This is a genomic window from Microbispora corallina (genome assembly GCF_016863035.1).
Taxonomy (GTDB): Bacteria; Actinomycetota; Actinomycetes; order Streptosporangiales; family Streptosporangiaceae; genus Microbispora; species Microbispora corallina.
On record NZ_BOOC01000002.1, the window covers coordinates 381,781 to 400,047 of the forward strand.

An 18,267-nucleotide genomic window follows, 5' to 3' on the forward strand; every position below is an offset into this window, starting at 1 on the left:
GCGGGGACGGAAGAGGAAGGCGGGACAGCGCAGTGGGGCGTGCCGGGATCCTGGAGCAGGTCATATCGGCCCTGGCGCGGACGCCGCGGACCGTCCTCGTCTGCGGCGAGGCCGGGATCGGGAAGACCCGTCTGCTCGGGGAGGCGGCGGCCGGGCTGCCCGGCTTCCGGGTGCTGCGCGGACAGGCCCGCGAGTTGGACGGCGGCCGGGCCTACGCGCCGCTCGCGGGAGCGCTGGAGACCCTGCGCGGGGAGGGGGGCGAGACCGGGGAGGCCCTGGCCGCGCTCGAGGACGCAATCGACCGGGCCGCCCTCGGCGCCACCTCGCCCGCCCCCGCCGCCCTGGCGGCCCGGCTGTTCGAGTCGCTGCCCGGGCCCACGCTGATCGCCCTCGACGACCTCCACCTTGCCGACGCCGACACGCTCAGCGTGCTGGGGGCGCTGCCCCGGCGGTTCCCCTGGATCTCGATCCTCGGGACCGCCCGCACGCCGCCCTCGCTCGAGGTCGACCTCGCCGTACGGCTCGACCCGCTGACGCCGGCCGAGGTGGCCGCGATGGTCACCGCCCTGCTCGGGCGCACGCCCAGCGACATCGTGCTGCGGCGCGTCCACGAGGCCAGCCGGGGCAACCCGTGGTTCGTCCAGGAGGCCGTGCTCACGCTCCTCCAGGGCGGCGCGGTCCGGTCGGCCGTCCCCGGTCCCCGGCGCGGCGCCATCCTCAGCCGTCTGTTCCAGCGCGACCAGGGCGGGCGCGACCTCGCCCGGGTCCTGGCGGCCGTGTCGCGCACGCGGGAGACCGCCGCCCTCCCCGAGCTGGCCGAGCTGGCCGGGCTCCCGCTCCCCACGGCCGAGCGAGCGATCGAGGGCCTGGTGCGCGACGGCGTCGTCACCCGCACGGGCGAGGCGTACGCGCTGACGCACCCGCTCGTCGCCGAGGCGCTGTACCAGGACCTCGGGGTGGTCGGGCGCCGGGAGGTCCACGGGCGGATCGCCGCGATGCTGGAGCGCGACGGCCTGAGCGGCTCGCGGCGGGTGCTGGAGTGGGCCACCCACGTGGCCGAGTCCGGGACGCCCGCGGCCCTGCCCGCCGTCCTGCGCGCCGCCGAGCTGACCCGCTGGACCGCGCCCCTGTCGGCCGCCCACTGGTACGGCAGGGCCGCCGAGCTCACCAGCGAGCGGGGCGAGCTGCTGGCCCGGCAGGCCATGGCGTACTGGAAGGGCTCCCGGCCGGCGCTCGCGCTCAACTCGGCCCAGCGGGCGCTCGCCGTGCTGACACCCGGACGCCGGCACACCCGCACCGCCTACACCGCGGTCGGCGCGGCCCACGCCATGGGCTGGTACGAGGTGGCGCTCGACGTCGCCAGGCGGGCGCTTCCCGAGGCCGACGACCCGACCGCGCTGTTCGCGCAGCGGGCGCTCATCGACGCGGAGCTGGGCCGGCCGTCCCAGGAGGCGGCCCGCCGCGGCTGGGAGGGGCTGGCCGACTGCCCGCCTGAGGACCGGGTCATCACCGCGGGGTGCCTGGCCCTCCATGCCCTGATCGAGGGCGACTGGCCGCTGACGCAGAAGGCGCTGGACGACCTGCTCGCGTTCGCGGCGGCGCTGCCCCCCGGCGCCCGGCTGGCCTCGCTCGAGTCCGCCGCGCACGTCCTCACGATCGCGGGGGTGCGCACCCGCGCGGTCGAGCTGCTCGACCAGGCCGAGCAGATCCACCGCGGCCTCGGCTGGCACGACATCGCCGGTCAGCACGTGCGGACCACGGCGGTGCTGCGCCGCCTGGGCGGCGAGTGGGCGCGCGCCCTGGAGGAGATCGCGCCCGCGGAGAGCGCGCTGGCCGATGCCGGGCTGCTGGAGAACCGGGCGCTGCTGCGCAACATCGAGCTGGACATCCTGCTCGACCAGGGCCGGTACGACGAGGCGGCCCGCGTGCTCGCCGAGCCCCCGCCCGAGTGCGCCCTGCAGGTGGGCCTGCGGTGCGTCTCCCGCGCCCGGCTCGCCCTCGGCCGCGGCGACCACGCGACCGCGCGGCGCGAGCTGGACCGGGCCGCCGCCTTCGGCGTGCCCGAGGTGCTCCACCGGGCCCTCGCCGTCCGGGTGCTGCTGCACGCCGCGACGAGGGACGCGCAGGCCTGCGTGGCGACGGCGGCCCGGCTCGACGAGGTGTCCGCGGACGGGACCCCCCGGGCCGTCATGGCCGCCCACATCGCGGTCGGCTGGGCCTGCCGGGACCGCGACCGGGCGGGCGCCGCCCTGGAGCTGGCCCGCGCGGACGGCCTGCCGTTCGAGGAGGCGCGGGCCCGGCTGGTACTCGGCGTGCTGGGCGACCGGTCCCAGCTCCCCCGCGCCCACGCGACGTTCGACCGGCTCGGCGCGGCGCCCTGGCGGACGATCGCCGAGCGGCACCTGCGGGCCGCCGGCCTCCCCGTCGAGCCGTCGGGCGACCTCACCCCGAGCGAGCGCCGGGTGATCGAGCTGGTCGCCGGCGGTCTCAGCAACCCGCAGATCGCCGAGGAGTTGCACTACAGCCGCAAGACCGTGGAGGTCTACCTGACCCGCGTCTACGCCAAGACCGGGTTCCGCTCCCGCGTCGAACTCGCCCTCGCCGTCGAGCGCGGCGAGCTGTGACGGCTGATTCGCGGTGAAAGCGGGACTCTAGGGAGGTCCCTACTGGGCCTCCCCCGGCGAGGAGGCCAGGCTCGGGGCATGGATACACCGATCCTTCAGTACGCCGACAAGCTGTGGCGTGGTTCGGTGCGCCCCGACGAGGTGCCCCTCTCCGAGCTGCGCCGCGGCGGCGCCCAGGAGATCACGTACGGCGTGGCCATGTGGCCGGCCTCCGGCAACGTGTACGCGGTCCGCGGCGAGGACGGGCTGGCGCTCTTCGACACGGGCAACGCGCTCGACGCCCCGGCGATGTACCGGGCGATCAGAGGCTGGTGCGACCAGACCGTCAAGTACGCCGTCTTCTCCCACGGCCACCTCGACCACGTGTCGGGCATGGAGGGCTTCGACGAGGAGCCGGGACCGCGGCCGACCGTGGTGGCCCAGGAGGGCGTCGCCCGCCGGTTCGTCCGGTACGCCCGGACGGCCGGGTACAACACGGTCGTCGACCAGCGGGAGAACGGCTTCGTCCGCATGGGCTGGCCGAACACCTACCGGACCCCGGACCTGACGTACGAGGACCGGCTCACGCTCTCGCTCGGGGACGTGACGCTCCAGCTCCGCCACGCCCTCGGCGAGACCGACGACGCCACCTGGGCCTTCCTGCCCGAACGCGGCGTGCTGCTGACCGGCGACCTGTTCGTGTGGGCCGTCCCGGGGGCGGGCGACCCGCAGAAGGTCCAGCGGTACCCCGACGAGTGGGCGGTCGCGCTGCGCCGCATGGCGACCCTCGACGCCGACATCCTGCTCCCCGGCCACGGGCTCCCGATCGCGGGAGCCGCCCGGGTGCGGCGGGCGCTGACCGACACCGCCGACTACCTCGACAGCCTGGTCGAGCAGACCCTCGACCTGATGAACGCGGGGGCGCGCCTGGACGAGATCCTGCACGCGGTCACCCCGCCCCCCGAGCTGGCCGACCGGGCCTACCTGCGGCCCCACTACGACGAGCCGGAGTTCATCGTCCGCAACGTGTGGCGGCTGCACGGCGGCTGGCACGACGGCAACCCGGCGCACCTCAAGCCGGCCCCGGACGCCGTGTTCGCCCGCGCGGTCGCCGAGCTGTCGGCCGGGGCCGGCACGGTCGCCGGACGGGCGGTCGAGGCCGCCGCCGACGGCGACCTGCGCCTGGCCTGCCAGCTCGCCGAACTGGCCGCGCAGGCCGCGCCCGACGACCACAAGGTCCACGAGATCAGGGCACTGGTCTACGCGCTGCGCGTGCAGCAGGAGCCCGGCGCCATCGCCCGCGGCGTGTACGCGTGGGCCGCGGCCGAGTCCCGCAGCAAGATCACCGGACTCGATCTCCTCGACGTCTACCACGAGGTGACGGGCGGCCGGCTGTGGTGGATGCCCAGCTCCGCCTGTTGAGCCCGGCCGGCGGGCACGAGGAGGGGAGTGCCCGCCGGCCGGTACCCTTCCTGTCGTGCTGGAACAGATCACGGCGACGCGGTACGTCGCGCCGCTGCGCGAGGGCGGGTCGCTGCCCGGCGTCATGGAGGCCGACGACCTGGGCACCTATGTCGTGAAGTTCCGGGGCGCCGGGCAGGGCCGCCGGGTGCTGGTGGCGGAGGTCCTCTGCGCCGAGCTGGCCCGCCGGTTCGGCTTCGCCACCCCCGAGCTCAAGGTCATCGACCTCGACCCGCAGCTCGGGGCGCGCGAGCCGGACGAGGAGATCCAGGATCTGCTCACCGCGAGCGCCGGGCACAACCTCGCCGTCGACTTCCTGCCGGGAGCGCTCGGGTTCGACCCGCTGGCCTGGGAGCCCGACCCGTGGTTCGCCTCCCGGGTGCTGTGGTTCGACGCGTTCGTCCACAACGTCGACCGGAGCTGGCGCAACCCCAACCTGCTCGTCTGGCACGGCGGCGTGTGGCTCATCGACCACGGCGCCGCCCTCTGGTTCCACCACAACTGGCCGACGGCCGACCCCCGCCGCCGCTTCGACGGCCGCGACCACGTCCTCGCGCCGTTCGCCACCAAGCTCGCCGAGGCGGACGCAGAGCTGGCCGAGGCCGTCACCCCCGAGCTGCTGGAGACGGCGGCCGCGCTCGTCCCGGACGAGTGGCTGGAGGACGAGCCCGGCTTCGCGTCCGCCGGCGACGTGCGGCGGGCGTACGTGGACCACCTGCTGGCGCGGGCGGCGGGACCGCGGGACTGGCTCCCGGACCCGGCTCAGGCGGCCCCGCCCCCGCCGAGGCGCGAACGCGGCACGATCGGCGGGTTCTGGCGGACGGCCAGGGGCGAGGGGCGATGACCGGGATGACCAGGGACGTCTACGAGTACGCGGTGATCCGCGTCGTCCCCAGCGTCGAGCGGGGCGAGCTGCTCAACGCCGGGGTGATCGTGTACTGCCAGCCGCGCGGCTACCTGTGCGCCCGCGTCGAGCTGGACGAGGACCGGCTGCTCGCGCTGGGCTGCCCGGTCGACCTGCCCGGCGTGCGCCACGCGCTGTCCGCGTACGAGGACGCCTGCGGCGAGGAGGCGGGGCCGCTGCGCGGCGAGCCGCTCGGCAGCCGGTTCCGCTGGCTGACGGCGCCGAGGAGCACGGTGGTGCAGACGGGCCCGGTGCACGCCGGGCTCACCGGCGACCCGGCCGCCGAACTGGAGCGCCTGCTGGCCCGGCTGGTCAGAACAGCACGGACATGAACGTGTCGACCTCCTGGAACCCGACCCGCCGGTAGGCGGCCCTGGCCGGGAGGTTGAAGTCGTTCACGTAGAGCGTGACGAGCGGGGCGAAGTACTTGAGCGCCTGCTCGACGACGGCGGCCATCCCGGCGGCCGCGTGACCGCGTCCCCGCATCTCGGGGTGGACCCACACGCCCTGGATCTGGCACGCCTGCGGGGTGACCGCGCCGATCTCGGCCTTGAACACCACCTGGCCGTCCTCGATGCGGGCGTACGACCGGCCGATGCGGATGAGCTCGGCCACCCGCGACCGGTAGAGCGCGCCGCCGTCCCCGTTGTCCGGCGAGACGCCCACCTCCTCGGTGAACATCGCCACGCAGGCCGGCAGCAGGATGCCGAACTCCTCGGGCCGGACCCGCCGGACGAGCGGGTCGGGCTCGACGGCGGGGGCCGACCCGGTGGCCATCACGGGCTGCGCCCAGCGGACGGCCCGGGCGCTGCCCCAGTGCGGCTCCAGCCGCTCCCACAGCTGCTCGACCGCCCCGGCCGGGCCGACGATGGACGAGCAGCGCCGGCCCTGCTTGCGGGCCCGGTCGGCGAACGCGTGCACGGCGTCGCGCGAGGCGTTGACCGGCACCATGTTGGCGCCGGCGTAGCACAGGGACGTCAGGCCGCCGCGCGGCCCGTATCCCCACATCTGGCCGCCGAGCCGCGACGGGGCGAGACCCACGGTCCTGACCCGGGATGCGACGAATACGTTGGCGACCGGATCGGCGTCGAGGAGCGCGAGCACCTCGTCACGATCGTTGTCGTCGAGCACGCGCGACGCCGATGTACGCAGCATCACGAGGGCCAGCCTACGCGACCTCGCCGATTTTGGGAGTTACCGGCTCGGTGAGCGGTCCGGGCGTCCGGCGCTCAGCGCGCCCGCCGGGCCGCGGCGGGGGCCTGCGGCTTGGGGTCGGGCAGCGCCGGGCACCACGCGTCGCCCCGCCGCATCCCCCGCGCGGAGGTCCGCCGCTGCGGCAGCAGCGACGCGTCCCGCAGGTAGGCGCTCAGGTACCGGTCGACGCAGGAGTTCCCCGAGAGCGACACCCCGTGGTTGCCGCCGCCCTCGGTCACCAGGCTCGCGGTCGGGAAGCGGCGCCGCAGGTGCACCGCCCCGGCGTACGGCGTGGCGGCGTCGTGCTCGGCCTGGATCAGCAGGATGGGCGGCAGGCTCACCGCGCCCACCCGGACCGGCGTCAGCCCGGGCACCGGCCAGAACGCGCACGGCGCGTTGTAGACCGCGTTCGGCCAGGCCATGAAGGGCGCCTCGGCGTTCACCTTGAGGGTGTCGACGTGCCAGCGGTCCCAGGACCGGGGCCACCGGGCGTCCCGGCACTCCACGCCCAGGTAGACGGCGTAGGAGTTCTCCTCGGTCTTCTTGATCTCGGCCTGGCTGTGGAAGAGCTTGACCAGCGCCGCGGTGTCCCCCTTGCGGACGTACGCGGAGAACGCGGCACCGAGGGCGGGCCACAGGGCGTTGGAGTAGCCCCCGGCGGAGTAGATGTCGTCGAGCTCGCTCGGCCCGACCAGGCCGCCGCCCGGCTTGACCCGCAGCCGGGAGCGCATGGAGTACCACGCGTCGTGGACCGCCTGCTCGGTCGCGCCGAGCCGGTAGGCGTCGTCGTTGCGGGCCACCCAGTCGAGGAAGTCCCGGTGCCGGCGGTCGAAGCTGTAGTCCTGGGAGATGTTCGCGTCGTACCAGACCCCGTCGGGGTCGACGTTGCTGTCGAGCACGAGCCGGCGCACCCGCTGCGGGAACAGCGTGGCGTAGACGGCGCCCAGGTAGGTGCCGTACGAGTAGCCCAGGTAGCTGATCTTGTCCTCGCCCAGGGCGGCGCGGATGGCGTCCATGTCCCTGGCGGAGTTCTCCGTGGTCAGGTACGGCAGGAACCAGGACCACCGGGAGCCGCAGCCCTCGGCGTACTGCCGGGCCCGGGACACGAGCGCCGCCTCGTCGTCCACGGTCTTCGGGACGGCGTCCGGCCGCGGCGGGGCGTAGAAGCGGGCCGGGTCGACGCAGGAGATCGCCGGCTCGCTCGGCCCGACGCCGCGCGGCGCGAAGCCGATCACGTCGTAGCGGGCGGCCACCTCGGACGGCAGCATGGCGGCGACGTACTTGGCCAGGTCGAGGCCCGACCCGCCCGGCCCGCCGGGGTTGACCAGCAGCGCGCCCAGGTGGTCGTCCCGCTGCGAGGCCGTGCCCCTGACCCGGTTGAGCGACAGCGTGATCTGCCGGCCCTCCGGCTCCGCGTAGTCGAGCGGCACCCGCAGCGTCGCGCACTGCACGGCGGCGCGGCCGGGGGTATGGACGGGTGCACGGCGGACGGACGAGGCCGCCGCAGGAGGGCCGATCACGGCGCCGAGGGCGCCGGAGACCCGCGTGACGGCGGCCAGGGCGGCCCCCGCGGAGGGCGCGGCCGTGGCCCCGGCCGAGGCCGCGGCGCCCGCGGGCCGGCAGGGCCCCCAGGCCAACGTCTCCCGTCCCGGCGCCGCGTGCGCCCCCTCGGGCCCGACCAGCCCGGCAACCACCATCGCGGCACCCGCGACGACCCCGACGACCCGCTTCACCGGCACGCTCCTCTGCTCCCCTAAACGGCAGAGGCAAGCTTCCCGGAGATGATCGCGCGGCTACCGCCCGCTAGACCCGATCATTGCCATTGTGTAGCCAGAGCATTGCTTTCTGTAACGGGGGCGTCAGGAGACGACGACCTCGGGGCCGGAGGCGTCGTCGCCGAGGTCGACCTCGACGCCCATCTCCTCGGCCAGGCGCAGCGCCTCCTCGATGAGGGTCTCCACGATCTGCGACTCCGGCACGGTCTTGACGACCTCGCCCTTCACGAAGATCTGGCCCTTGCCGTTGCCGGAGGCCACCCCCAGGTCGGCCTCCCGGGCCTCGCCCGGGCCGTTGACCACGCAGCCCATCACGGCCACCCGCAACGGCACGGTCAGCCCGGCCAGCCCGGCCTGCACCTGCTCGGCCAGCGTGTACACATCCACCTGGGCCCGCCCGCACGACGGGCAGGACACGATCTCCAGCCCACGCTCCCGCAGCCCCAGCGACTCCAGGATCGCCGTGCCGACCTTGACCTCCTCCACCGGAGGCGCCGACAACGACACCCGGATCGTGTCCCCGATCCCCTCGGCCAGCAACGCCCCGAACGCCACCGCGGACTTGACCGTCCCCTGGAACGCCGGGCCCGCCTCGGTCACCCCCAGGTGCAACGGATAGTCACACCGCTCCGCCAGCAGCCGGTAGGCCTGCACCATCACCACGGGATCGTTGTGCTTCACCGAGATCTTGATGTCCCGGAACCCGTGCTCCTCGAACAGCGAGCACTCCCACAGCGCCGACTCCACCAGCGCCTCCGGCGTCGCCTTGCCGTACTTGCCCAGCAGCCGCGGATCCAGCGACCCGGCGTTGACCCCGATCCGGATCGGCACCCCGGCCGCCGAGGCCGCCCGGGCGATCTCGCCGACCTTGTCGTCGAACTTCTTGATGTTGCCCGGGTTCACCCGGACCGCCGCGCAGCCCGCCTCGATCGCCGCGAAGACGTACTTGGGCTGAAAGTGGATGTCGGCGATCACCGGGATCTGCGACTTGCGCGCGATGGCCGGCAACGCGTCCGCGTCGTCCTGCGAGGGCACCGCCACCCGCACGATCTGGCAGCCCGCCGCCGTCAGCTCGGCGATCTGCTGCAACGTCGCGTTCACATCCGCCGTCAGCGTCGTGGTCATCGACTGCACCGACACCGGGGCGTCCCCGCCCACCGGCACCGACCCGACCATGATCTGCCGCGAGACCCGCCGCTTGGCGATCGGCTGCGATCTGACCGTGGGAATCCCGAGATCAACTGGCATTGCAGTCCCTTGTGCGATGGGGTGTCGACTCCTCTCAGTCTAGGCAGTGCCCCGAACCCGCCCGCCCCGGACGTCCAAGTGATGAAGGTTTCATCCATCTCCCTCGCCCCCCGCGATGTCCCGGGCATGTGACCTGCCCGGACACTCCGGACGCCGCCGGACCGCCCGCGGCCCGCTGGGCAGGGCGGACAGACCGGATTTACAGTCTCGAAACGCGCGCGCTTTCGCCTGACCGGTCGACGACCCTCTGATGACCTTGCGAAAGGGTGACCTGTGGGAAGACCACGAAGAGCCAAAGCGGCTCTCGCCGCCGTCCTGACCGCCGCGGCGGCCTTGGTGGCGAGCATGCTGTTCCCGAGCCCGGCATCGGCGCACGGGGCCATGATGATGCCCGGCAGCCGGACGTACCTGTGCTGGAAGGACGGCCTGACGCCGCAGGGACAGATCGTCCCGAACAACCCCGCCTGCGCCGCCGCCGTCGCCCAGAGCGGGACGAACGCGCTCTACAACTGGTTCGCGGTCCTGCGCTCCGACGGCGCCGGGCGCATGTCCGGCTTCATCCCCGACGGGAAGCTGTGCAGCGCCGCCGCCACCGTCTACGACTTCAGCGGCTTCGACCTCGCCCGCAGCGACTGGCCGGTCACCCACCTGACCTCCGGCGCGCAGATCCAGATGCGGTACAACAAGTGGGCCGCCCACCCGGGCACGTGGCGGATGTACATCACCAAGGACTCCTGGAGCCCCACCCGGCCGCTCGCCTGGAGCGACCTCGAGTCCACGCCGTTCGACAGCGTGACCGACCCGCCGAGCGTCGGCTCGCCGGGCAGCGCCGACTCCTACTACTACTGGAACGCCACGCTGCCCTCGAACAAGACGGGCCGCCACATCATCTACTCCGTGTGGCAGCGGTCGGACAGCAACGAGACCTTCTACAACTGCTCCGACGTCGTGTTCGACGGCGGCAACGGCGAGGTCACCGGTGTCGGTCCCGGCAGCGGCCCCAGCCCCAGCCCCACCCCGACCCCGACTCCGACCCCCACGCCGACTCCCAGCCCCAGTCCCTCCCGGACGCCGACCCCCACACCCACACCGACCCCCACGCCCACGCCCACGCCGACCCCGACTCCCACCCCCACCGGGCCGGGCGGATGCGCGGCCACCTACAAGGTGGTCAGCTCGTGGAACAACGGCTTCCAGGGCGAGGTCGCGGTGCGCAACTCGGGCAACGCGGCCATCTCCGGATGGACGGTCAAATGGACGCTGCCGAGCGGCCAGACCATCACCCAGCTGTGGAACGGCACGCTCACCCAGTCGGGCAGCGGCGTCTCGGTCCGGAACGTGAGCTACAACGGGTCGCTCGCGCCGAACGCGTCCACCACGTTCGGATTCCTGGCCAGCGGGCCGAGCGGCTCGAACCCGGCGGTGACCTGCACGCCGGCCTGACCGTCCCGCTCCGGGGCGGACCCGCCTGACCGGTCCGCGCCCTGAGGGAACCGGCCCCGATCCGGGGCGGCGCACCCCGCCGCCCCGGATCTCACCGCGTCAGCTCGGCCGCCCGGGCCCTGGCCCACGCGTCGGCCGACAGGACCTCCTCGACCGTGGAGGCGGCTCCGGCGTCGTGCTCCGACACCACCCGCTCCACCGTGTCGACGATGGCGAGGAACGGCAGGGCGCCCTTCAGGAACGCCTCCACGCACACCTCGTTGGCGGCGTTGTAGACGGCCGGGGCCGTCCCGCCGATGGAGCCGACGTGGCGGGCGAGGCCCACCGAGGGGAACGCCTCGTCGTCCAGCGGCTCGAACGTCCACGTGTGGGCGGCCGTCCAGTCCACCGCCGGGGCGGTGTCCGGCACCCGCTCGGGGAACCCGAGCGCGAGCGAGATCGGCAGCCGCATGTCCGGCGGGCTCGCCTGGGCGACGGTCGAGCCGTCGGTGAACTCCACCATCGAGTGGATCACCGACTGCGGGTGGACGACCACCTCGATGCGGTCGAAGCCGATGTCGTACAGCAGGTGCGCCTCAATAACCTCCAGGCCCTTGTTGACCAGGGTGGCCGAGTTGACCGTGATGACCGGGCCCATGCTCCAGGTGGGGTGGTTGAGGGCCATCTCCGGCGTCACGTCGGCAAGCTCGGCCCGGGTCCTGCCCCGGAACGGGCCGCCGCTCGCGGTCACCACCAGGCGCCGTACGGCCCGGGGGTCGGCGCCGGACGGCCCGGCCGCCCACAGGCACTGGGCGAGCGCGGAGTGCTCGGAGTCCACCGGGACCAGCTGCCCGGGCGCGGCCAGCCGTTTCACCAGGGGGCCCCCGACGATCAGCGACTCCTTGTTGGCCAGCGCGAGCACGCGGCCGGCCTCCAGGGCCGCCAGCGTCGAGGTCAGGCCGAGGGCGCCGGTGATGCCGTTCAGCACGACGTCGCAGGGGGCGGCGGCCAGCTCCGCCACGCCCTCCGGCCCGGCCACGACCCGCGCCCGCGCGCCGCTCGCGGCGAGCGCCTCCCGCAGGGCGGGCACGGCCTCGGGGTCGGCCACGGCCACGGCCTCCGCCCCGAAGGCGGCCGCCTGCCGGGCGAGCAGGTCGACCCGCCCCCCTCCCGCTGCGAGCGCGGCGACCCGGAACCGTCCGGGGTTGCGGGAGACCACGTCGAGGGCCTGGGTGCCGATGGATCCGGTCGAGCCCAGCACCACCAGAGACCGGGCCGGCGTCGCGCCGGCGGCATGAGACGTCACGCACCCCATTGTCGCCGAAGGCCGGCCGGGCCCGAAGTGGGGACGCCCGGGACGGACGAGAAACCAGCACATAAATGCCCGAATCTGCCCATAACCGTATACGCGAATGATGAGAAATCCGGCGAGACGCCTCGCTACCTTCGCGCGTCAGGACATCCGACACGGAGGTACGCATGCACCCCACCGCACGACGTCTCGCGACCCTGGCCGTCCCCACCCTGGCCGCCGCGGGGGTCATGCTCCCCGCGGCCCAGGGGGCCACGGCCGCGGCGGCGAGCGCCGGCCCCCGCCCCGTCGCCGTTCACGACGCGGCCGACACCAAGGCGGAGCAGCGCAGCGTCAAGCAGTTCTGGACCGAGGCCAAGATGGAGGCGGCCAAGCCGCTCGACGCGCCGGGCGACGGCTCCCGCCGCTTCGCCAGCGCCGCCACGCTCCTCGACGGCCCGGACGCCACCCCGGCCACCGTGGGCCCGACCACGGTGAAGGCCGACGCCGTCGCCGGCTCGGCGGCGGCGGCCTCCTCCCGCAGCCCGGGCGCGGCCTGGACGGCCGGCGGCGCGGTCACCAAGACGACCGGGCGGGTGTTCTTCACGATCGCGGCGGGCTCGGACGCCGGGCGGAACGCCTCCTGCTCGGGCACCGCCGTGACGAGCGCCAACAAGAGCGTGGTGATCACGGCCGGGCACTGCGTGAAGATCGGCGGCGCCTTCCACACCAACTGGGTCTTCGTCCCCGGCTACGACCGGGGCGACCGGCCCAACGGCACCTGGCCGGCCACCAACCTGCTCACCACCCCTCAGTGGAACTCCGGCGAGGACATGAACTACGACGTCGCGGCGGCCGTCGTCGCGCCGCAGAACGGCCAGAGCCTGACCGACGTCGTGGGCGGGCAGGGCGTCGCGTTCAACCAGCCCCGTGGGCGTCAGATGTACGCCTTCGGCTACCCCGCGGCCTCGCCGTACGACGGGTCGAAGCTCGTCTACTGCAGCGGGCGGGCCTTCGACGACTTCCTCAGCTCGGAGGACCAGGGCCTCAACTGCAACATGACCGGCGGCTCCAGCGGCGGGCCCTGGTTCACGAGCTTCAACGAGAGCACCGGGGCGGGCCTGCTGAACTCGGTCAACAGCTTCAAGTACAACTTCGCGAACTTCTGGATGTTCGGCCCGTACTTCGGCCCGGAGGCGCAGGCCGTGTACGACGCGGCGCAGAAGACCTCGCTCACCTGATCTGCCTATTCACCAAAAGTAGCGGCGGCGTCACCTCTCGTGGTCCACACTCGGGAGCCATGAGTCCCAGCCTCCCCTACTCGGCCTCCCTCATGCTCGCCGCCGGGCTCCTGGGCACGCCCTCCGCGCCGGTCGCCCCGATCCCGCTCCCCCACGTGGCCGACGTCGTCGCCCACGCCGCCCCGCCGCCCTCCGGCACGTACTGGACCCCCGAGCGCATGGCGCGGGCGCTCCCGATCGACCTCCACGGGGCGATGGACCGGACCGTGTCCGCGGTGCGGCGGGTGGGGGCGGTCGCCGCCGGCGTCCTGCCGCCGGTCGCCCCGCCCGTCCGGATCCCGCAGGCCGCGATCCCCGCCGCCCGTTCGGGCCCGATGCGGGCCGCCGCCCTGCCCGCCACCACCAGCGGCTCCCGCTGGCCGGCGGGCGGGCAGGTCACGAGGACCACCGGACGGGTGTTCCTCACCATGGACGGCGTCGACTTCGTCTGCTCGGCCAGTGCGATCCGCAGCGCGAACCGCGACGTCGTGGTCACCGCCGGGCACTGCGTCAAGGACGGCGCCGGGTCCTGGGCCGAGAACTGGACGTTCGTCCCCGGGTACGACCAGGGGCGGCAGCCGTACGGGGCGTTCCCGGCGCGGCGCATGTTCGTCGCCGGGCCCTGGTCGCGCAGGGGCGACGACGACTACGACGTCGGCATGGTCGCTGTGTCCGCTCCCTACGGCCGCCACCTGACCGACTCCGTGGGCGGCCAGGAGATCGGCTTCGACACCGCGCGGGGACAGCGGACCTACGGGTTCGGGTTCCCGGCCGACCCGCCGTACGACGGGCAGCGGCTGCTGTACTGCGCGGGCCTCGTCCACGGCGACCCCCAGCGGCAGACCCGCGACCAGGGCATGCGCTGCGACCTGACGGCCGGGGCCAGCGGCGGGCCGTGGCTGAGCGGCTTCGACCCGGCCACCGGCCGCGGCCTCCTCACGTCGGTGAGCAGCTTCAAGTACAGCAACGACCACCGGACGATGTACGGTCCCTACTTCGGCGCGGCGGTCAGGGACCTGTACCGCGCCGCGGCGGGGGCGTGACCGCGCCGATCAGTGGTCGAGCAGGTTCGGCGACTCGGCGTTGTCCTCCTCGAAGATGTCGGCGGCCGACCGCACGATCAGCGGGTCGGGCTTTCCGACGATCCTGTGGTCCTTGTCCTCGTAGTCGAACAGCGACAGCACGTGCCGCATGGCCTCCAGGCGGCCGCGCTTCTTGTCGTTGCTCTTGATGATCGTCCAGGGAGCGTCCTCGGTGTCCGTGTTGAGGAACATGTTCTCCTTGGCCCGCGTGTAGTCGTGCCACAGGTCGAGCGACGCCACGTCCATCGGCGACAGCTTCCACTGCCGGACGGGGTCGACCTGGCGGATGATGAACCGGGTCCGCTGCTCCGCGCGCGACACCGAGAACCAGAGCTTGACCAGGCGGATGCCGTCCCGGACGAGCATGCGCTCGAACAGCGGCGCCTGGTTCATGAACTCCTGGTACTCCTCCGGAGTGCAGAAGCCCATGACCCGCTCGACGCCGGCCCGGTTGTACCAGGACCGGTCGAACAGCACGATCTCCCCGGCGGCCGGCAGGTGGGCGATGTAGCGCTGGAAGTACCACTGGGTGCGCTCGCGCTCGCTGGGCTTCTCCAGTGCGACCACCTGGGCGCCCCGCGGGTTGAGGTGCTCCATGAAGCGCTTGATCGTGCCGCCCTTGCCCGCGGCGTCCCGGCCCTCGAACAGGATGACCATCCGGCCGCCCGTGGACTTCAGCCAGTACTGCAGCTTGAGCAGCTCGATCTGGAGCAGCCGCTTGTCCCGGTCGTACTCGTGCCGGCTCAGGCGCTCGTCGTACGGGTAGTGCTCGCGCCAGGTGTCCACGGGGCGTCCGTCGGACCGCACCAGGACCGGGTCGTCGTCATCGTCGTCCAGCACCTTCAGGCCCGGCGTCCGGCGGAGCAGTTCGACGCCGTCGCTCTCCGACATCCCGGTCATTTCGCCAGCATGACATAAAGGCCGAGCAACGCCCCGGCCAGGACCAGCGCGAAGCAGACGGCCGCGACCACGACCCCGGCCGGGCGGGCCGCGGTCCCGTCCTGCGTCCTGGCGGCGGCCAGGCCGACCAGGCCCAGCGCGTACAGGGCGACGAGTCCCGCGCCCGCCACCAGGCCGGCGACGAGCACCTTCCACAGGGCGTCGACATCGATGTACTGGCTCATGCCACGGGCTCCTTGACCGGGACCGAGGGGACGAGTCTCCCGCTCCACTCGGCGTTGACGTTGGCGTGGGTGACGGGCTCGCGCCGGGCGGCGAGGAAGAGCGCGCCGGCGAGCACCGCCGCGAGGGCGAAGACGACGGCGACGCCGCCCGCCCCGCCGATGGCGTCGGCGCCCTTCCAGACGACCGCGCCGGTCAGCGCCGCGGCCGGGAGCGTGAACAGCCAGGCCAGCACCATCCGGCCGGCGAGGCCCCACCGGACCTCGGCGAGCCGCCTGCCGATCCCGGCGCCCATGATCGAGCCGCTGCAGACGTGGGTCGTCGAGAGGGGGAGGCCGAAGTGCGAGGCGGCGAAGATGACCGCCGCGGAGGAGCCCTCGGCGGCGAAGCCCTGCGGGGTCTCGATCTCGGTCAGGCCCTTGCCCAGCGTCCGGATGACCCGCCAGCCGCCGATGTAGGTGCCGGCCGCGATCGTGAGGGCGCAGGCGACGATGACCCACAGCGGGGTGCCTGCGTCCTTGTTGATCGTGTGGTTGGCCACCAGCGCGAGGGTGATGACGCCCATCGTCTTCTGGGCGTCGTTGGTGCCGTGGGCGAGCGACACGAGCGAGGCCGAGCCGATCTGGCCCAGGCGGAAACCCCGGCCGCGGACCCGGTCGGGGACGTTCGCGGTGATCCGGTAGACGAGGTAGGTGCCCACGGTCGCCACGACGATGGCGAAGACGGGGGCGAGGACGGCGGGCACGAGGACCTTCGCCACGATGGCCTGGCCCTTGACCGCCGACGAGCCGGCCGCGATGAGGGTCGCGCCGACCACGCCGCCGATGAGCGCGTGGGACGAGCTGGAGGGGATGCCGAAGTACCAGGTGAGCAGGTTCCAGGCCAGGCCTCCCAGGAGGCCGGCGAACACGACGGTCAGCGTGATCGCGCCGCTGTCCACGATCCCGGTCGCGATCGTCGCCGCCACCTTGAGCGACAGGAACGCGCCGAGGAAGTTGAGCACGGCCGACAGGGCCACCGCGATCCGTGGCCGCAGCGCTCCGGTGGCGATGGACGTCGCCATCGCGTTTGCCGTGTCGTGGAATCCGTTGGTGAAGTCGAAGGCCAGCGCCGACGCGACGACGACGCACAGGAGTACGGTGTTGGCGTCCACGACCTGTCATCTGCACGGTTCGCGAGAGAATAATCCCGCAAACCGCGCAGTTCTCCTAAATTTCATTCAGGGGTCGGACGCTCAGAGCGTGAGCCCTGTCAGGACCATCACCTTCTCGTAGGTGAAGTCCTCCATCGCCGACCGCAGCCCCTCGCGGCCCACGCCCGACTCCTTCACCCCGCCGTACGGCATCTGGTCGGCGCGGTAGGAGGGGACGTCGCCGATGATGACGCCGCCGACCTCCAGCTCCCGGTTGGCCCGGAAGGCCATGTCGAGGCTGCGGGTGAACACGCCGGCCTGCAGGCCGTACCGCGAGTCGTTGACGGCGGCGAACGCCTCGTCGACCGAGGCGACCCGCTGCACGATCATGACGGGCCCGAAGACCTCCTCGCGGGCGACCTTGGCGTCGGCCGGGACGTCGGCGAGGACGGTGGGCGTGATCGTCGCGCCGTCCCTCGTGCCTCCGGCGAGCAGGCGGGCGCCCGCGGCGACGGCCTCGTTGACCCAGCTCTCCACGCGGACGGCGGCGTCCTCGCTGACCAGCGGGCCGACCTGGGTCTTGTCGTCCCCGGGGTCGCCGGTGACGAGCGCGCCCACGGCGGCGAGCAGCCTGTCCGTGAACTCGTCCGCGACCGCGTCCTCCACGATGACGCGCTGGACGGCGATGCAGCTCTGGCCGGCCTGGTAGTTCGAGTAGAGGGCGATCCGGCCGGCGGCCCAGTCGAGGTCGGCGTCGGCCAGCACGACCGCCGCGGCGTTGCCGCCGAGCTCCAGCGTGACGTGCTTGCGCGGCACCCTGTCCATGATGGAGAAGCCGACGGGGCCGGAGCCGGTGAACGAGACGACCGGCAGCCGGGGGTCGTCCACCAGCGACCCGGCGCGGTCGTTCGGCACCGGGAGGACCGAGAAGAAGCCCTCGGGCAGGTCGGTCTCGGCCAGGATCTCGCCGAGCACGAGCGCGGACAGCGGGGTCGCGGGCGCGGGCTTCACGATGATCGGCGCGCCGACGGCGATCGCCGGGGCCACCTTGTGGGCCACGAGGTTCAGCGGGAAGTTGAACGGCGTGATCGCCAGCACCGGGCCGTACGGCACGCGGGACACGTAGGCGAGGCGGCCCTGGGCGGCGGGCTCGGTGTCGAGGCGCTGCACCTCGCCGCTGAACCGGCGGGCCTCCTCCGCGGCGAAGCGGAACGTGGAGACGGCGCGGCCGACCTCCCCGCGCGCCCACAAGACGGGCTTGCCGTTCTCGGCGGTGATGAGCCGGGCGATCTCCTCCGACCGCTCCCCGAGGCGGCGGGCGACGTGGGCCAGCGCCTCGGCGCGGACGTGGATGGGGAGCGCGGCGGCCCGGGCGCGCACGGCGTCCGCCGCGGCGACGGCCTGCTCGACCTGGTCCGGCGTCGGCACCGAGTGGACGCCGGCCACGCGGCCGTCGAGGGGGTTGGTCACGGTCTGCTCGGCGTCTCCGGTGGCGGGACGGCCGGCGAGCCAGAAGGGGCGAGGATCGGAAGTGCGGCTCACGTCCATGTCCCTCACGCTATGCCAGCGGGTGGCGCCGGGCGCTACTCCCCCGAGCACAATCGGGCCGGAACGGCACGCCACTGTGGACAAGTTTGTGATGTCACAGATGCGCGGCAATTTCGGGATGTTTTCCGTTTCACAGCGGTTTGAAAGCCGAGCCACGTGGTTAAGTCATCATCCGGGTCTGTCGCGGGACCCCAATATGGGAAGG

The 18,267-nt window shown here is 73.5% G+C and carries 15 protein-coding genes; 7 read left to right on the forward strand and 8 right to left on the reverse strand.

Going from position 1 to position 18,267, the window contains the following annotated elements:
• Window positions 1-32 precede the first annotated feature (32 nt).
• The 4 genes from Mco01_RS03955 (at window position 33) to Mco01_RS03970 (ending at window position 5,300) form a co-directional block, all read left to right on the forward strand.
• Window positions 33-2,624, forward strand: coding sequence for an AAA family ATPase (locus Mco01_RS03955; RefSeq protein ID WP_204055493.1), 2,592 nt, complete (start codon window positions 33-35; stop codon window positions 2,622-2,624).
• A gap of 78 nt (window positions 2,625-2,702) precedes the next feature.
• Complete coding sequence (locus Mco01_RS03960; protein WP_204055494.1) at window positions 2,703-4,025, forward strand: alkyl sulfatase dimerization domain-containing protein; 1,323 nt, start codon at window positions 2,703-2,705, stop codon at window positions 4,023-4,025.
• 55 nt (window positions 4,026-4,080) lie between these two features.
• The gene (locus Mco01_RS03965) at window positions 4,081-4,908 is read left to right on the forward strand and encodes a HipA family kinase (protein ID WP_204055495.1); all 828 of its coding nucleotides are present in this window, start codon (window positions 4,081-4,083) and stop codon (window positions 4,906-4,908) included.
• A gap of 5 nt (window positions 4,909-4,913) precedes the next feature.
• Entirely contained in the window at window positions 4,914-5,300 is a 387-nt protein-coding gene (locus tag Mco01_RS03970; protein ID WP_204055560.1) for a DUF3037 domain-containing protein, read from the forward strand.
• Here the strand turns inward: Mco01_RS03970 and Mco01_RS03975 are convergent.
• The 3 genes from Mco01_RS03975 to ispG form a co-directional block, all read right to left on the reverse strand.
• Window positions 5,281-6,123 (reverse strand): GNAT family N-acetyltransferase, encoded by an 843-nt coding sequence (locus Mco01_RS03975; RefSeq protein WP_204055559.1) that lies wholly within the window; start codon window positions 6,121-6,123, stop codon window positions 5,281-5,283. The genes Mco01_RS03970 and Mco01_RS03975 overlap by 20 nt on opposite strands.
• 74 nt (window positions 6,124-6,197) lie before the next feature.
• Window positions 6,198-7,895 carry an alpha/beta hydrolase gene (locus Mco01_RS03980; protein ID WP_239103316.1) on the reverse strand — a complete coding sequence of 566 codons (1,698 nt, stop codon included), beginning with the start codon at window positions 7,893-7,895 and terminating at the stop codon, window positions 6,198-6,200.
• 126 nt (window positions 7,896-8,021) lie between these two features.
• Entirely contained in the window at window positions 8,022-9,185 is a 1,164-nt protein-coding gene (gene ispG, locus Mco01_RS03985; protein WP_204055496.1) for a flavodoxin-dependent (E)-4-hydroxy-3-methylbut-2-enyl-diphosphate synthase, read from the reverse strand.
• A 345-nt stretch (window positions 9,186-9,530) separates the two neighbouring features.
• On the opposite strand from ispG, the gene Mco01_RS03990 reads away from it, so the two are divergent.
• The gene (locus Mco01_RS03990; protein WP_204055497.1) at window positions 9,531-10,628 is read left to right on the forward strand and encodes a lytic polysaccharide monooxygenase; all 1,098 of its coding nucleotides are present in this window, start codon (window positions 9,531-9,533) and stop codon (window positions 10,626-10,628) included.
• Between the two features lie 91 nt (window positions 10,629-10,719).
• On the opposite strand, the gene dxr is transcribed toward Mco01_RS03990, so the two are convergent.
• Window positions 10,720-11,871, reverse strand: coding sequence for a 1-deoxy-D-xylulose-5-phosphate reductoisomerase (gene dxr, locus Mco01_RS03995; protein WP_307825556.1), 1,152 nt, complete (start codon window positions 11,869-11,871; stop codon window positions 10,720-10,722).
• A gap of 215 nt (window positions 11,872-12,086) precedes the next feature.
• Between dxr and Mco01_RS04000 the strand changes: the two genes are divergently transcribed.
• Complete coding sequence (locus Mco01_RS04000; protein ID WP_204055499.1) at window positions 12,087-13,139, forward strand: trypsin-like serine peptidase; 1,053 nt, start codon at window positions 12,087-12,089, stop codon at window positions 13,137-13,139.
• Window positions 13,140-13,198: 59 nt separating this feature from the next.
• Window positions 13,199-14,221, forward strand: coding sequence for a trypsin-like serine peptidase (locus tag Mco01_RS04005; protein ID WP_239103318.1), 1,023 nt, complete (start codon window positions 13,199-13,201; stop codon window positions 14,219-14,221).
• A gap of 9 nt (window positions 14,222-14,230) precedes the next feature.
• Here Mco01_RS04005 and ppk2 read toward each other — a convergent pair whose 3' ends face one another.
• The 4 genes from ppk2 to Mco01_RS04025 all read right to left on the reverse strand — a co-directional run bounded on the left by ppk2 (window position 14,231) and on the right by Mco01_RS04025 (window position 18,062).
• Complete coding sequence (gene ppk2, locus Mco01_RS04010; RefSeq protein ID WP_239103319.1) at window positions 14,231-15,160, reverse strand: polyphosphate kinase 2; 930 nt, start codon at window positions 15,158-15,160, stop codon at window positions 14,231-14,233.
• Complete coding sequence (locus Mco01_RS04015; RefSeq protein ID WP_204055500.1) at window positions 15,157-15,384, reverse strand: hypothetical protein; 228 nt, start codon at window positions 15,382-15,384, stop codon at window positions 15,157-15,159. The genes ppk2 and Mco01_RS04015 overlap by 4 nt, the downstream gene beginning before the upstream one ends.
• Entirely contained in the window at window positions 15,381-16,535 is a 1,155-nt protein-coding gene (locus Mco01_RS04020) for an inorganic phosphate transporter (RefSeq protein ID WP_204055501.1), read from the reverse strand. Before Mco01_RS04020 ends, Mco01_RS04015 begins: the two co-directional genes overlap by 4 nt.
• Window positions 16,536-16,616: 81 nt before the next feature.
• On the reverse strand, window positions 16,617-18,062 hold the full coding sequence (locus Mco01_RS04025) for an aldehyde dehydrogenase family protein (protein ID WP_204055502.1): 1,446 nt from the start codon (window positions 18,060-18,062) through the stop codon (window positions 16,617-16,619).
• Between the last annotated feature and the right edge of the window lie 205 nt (window positions 18,063-18,267).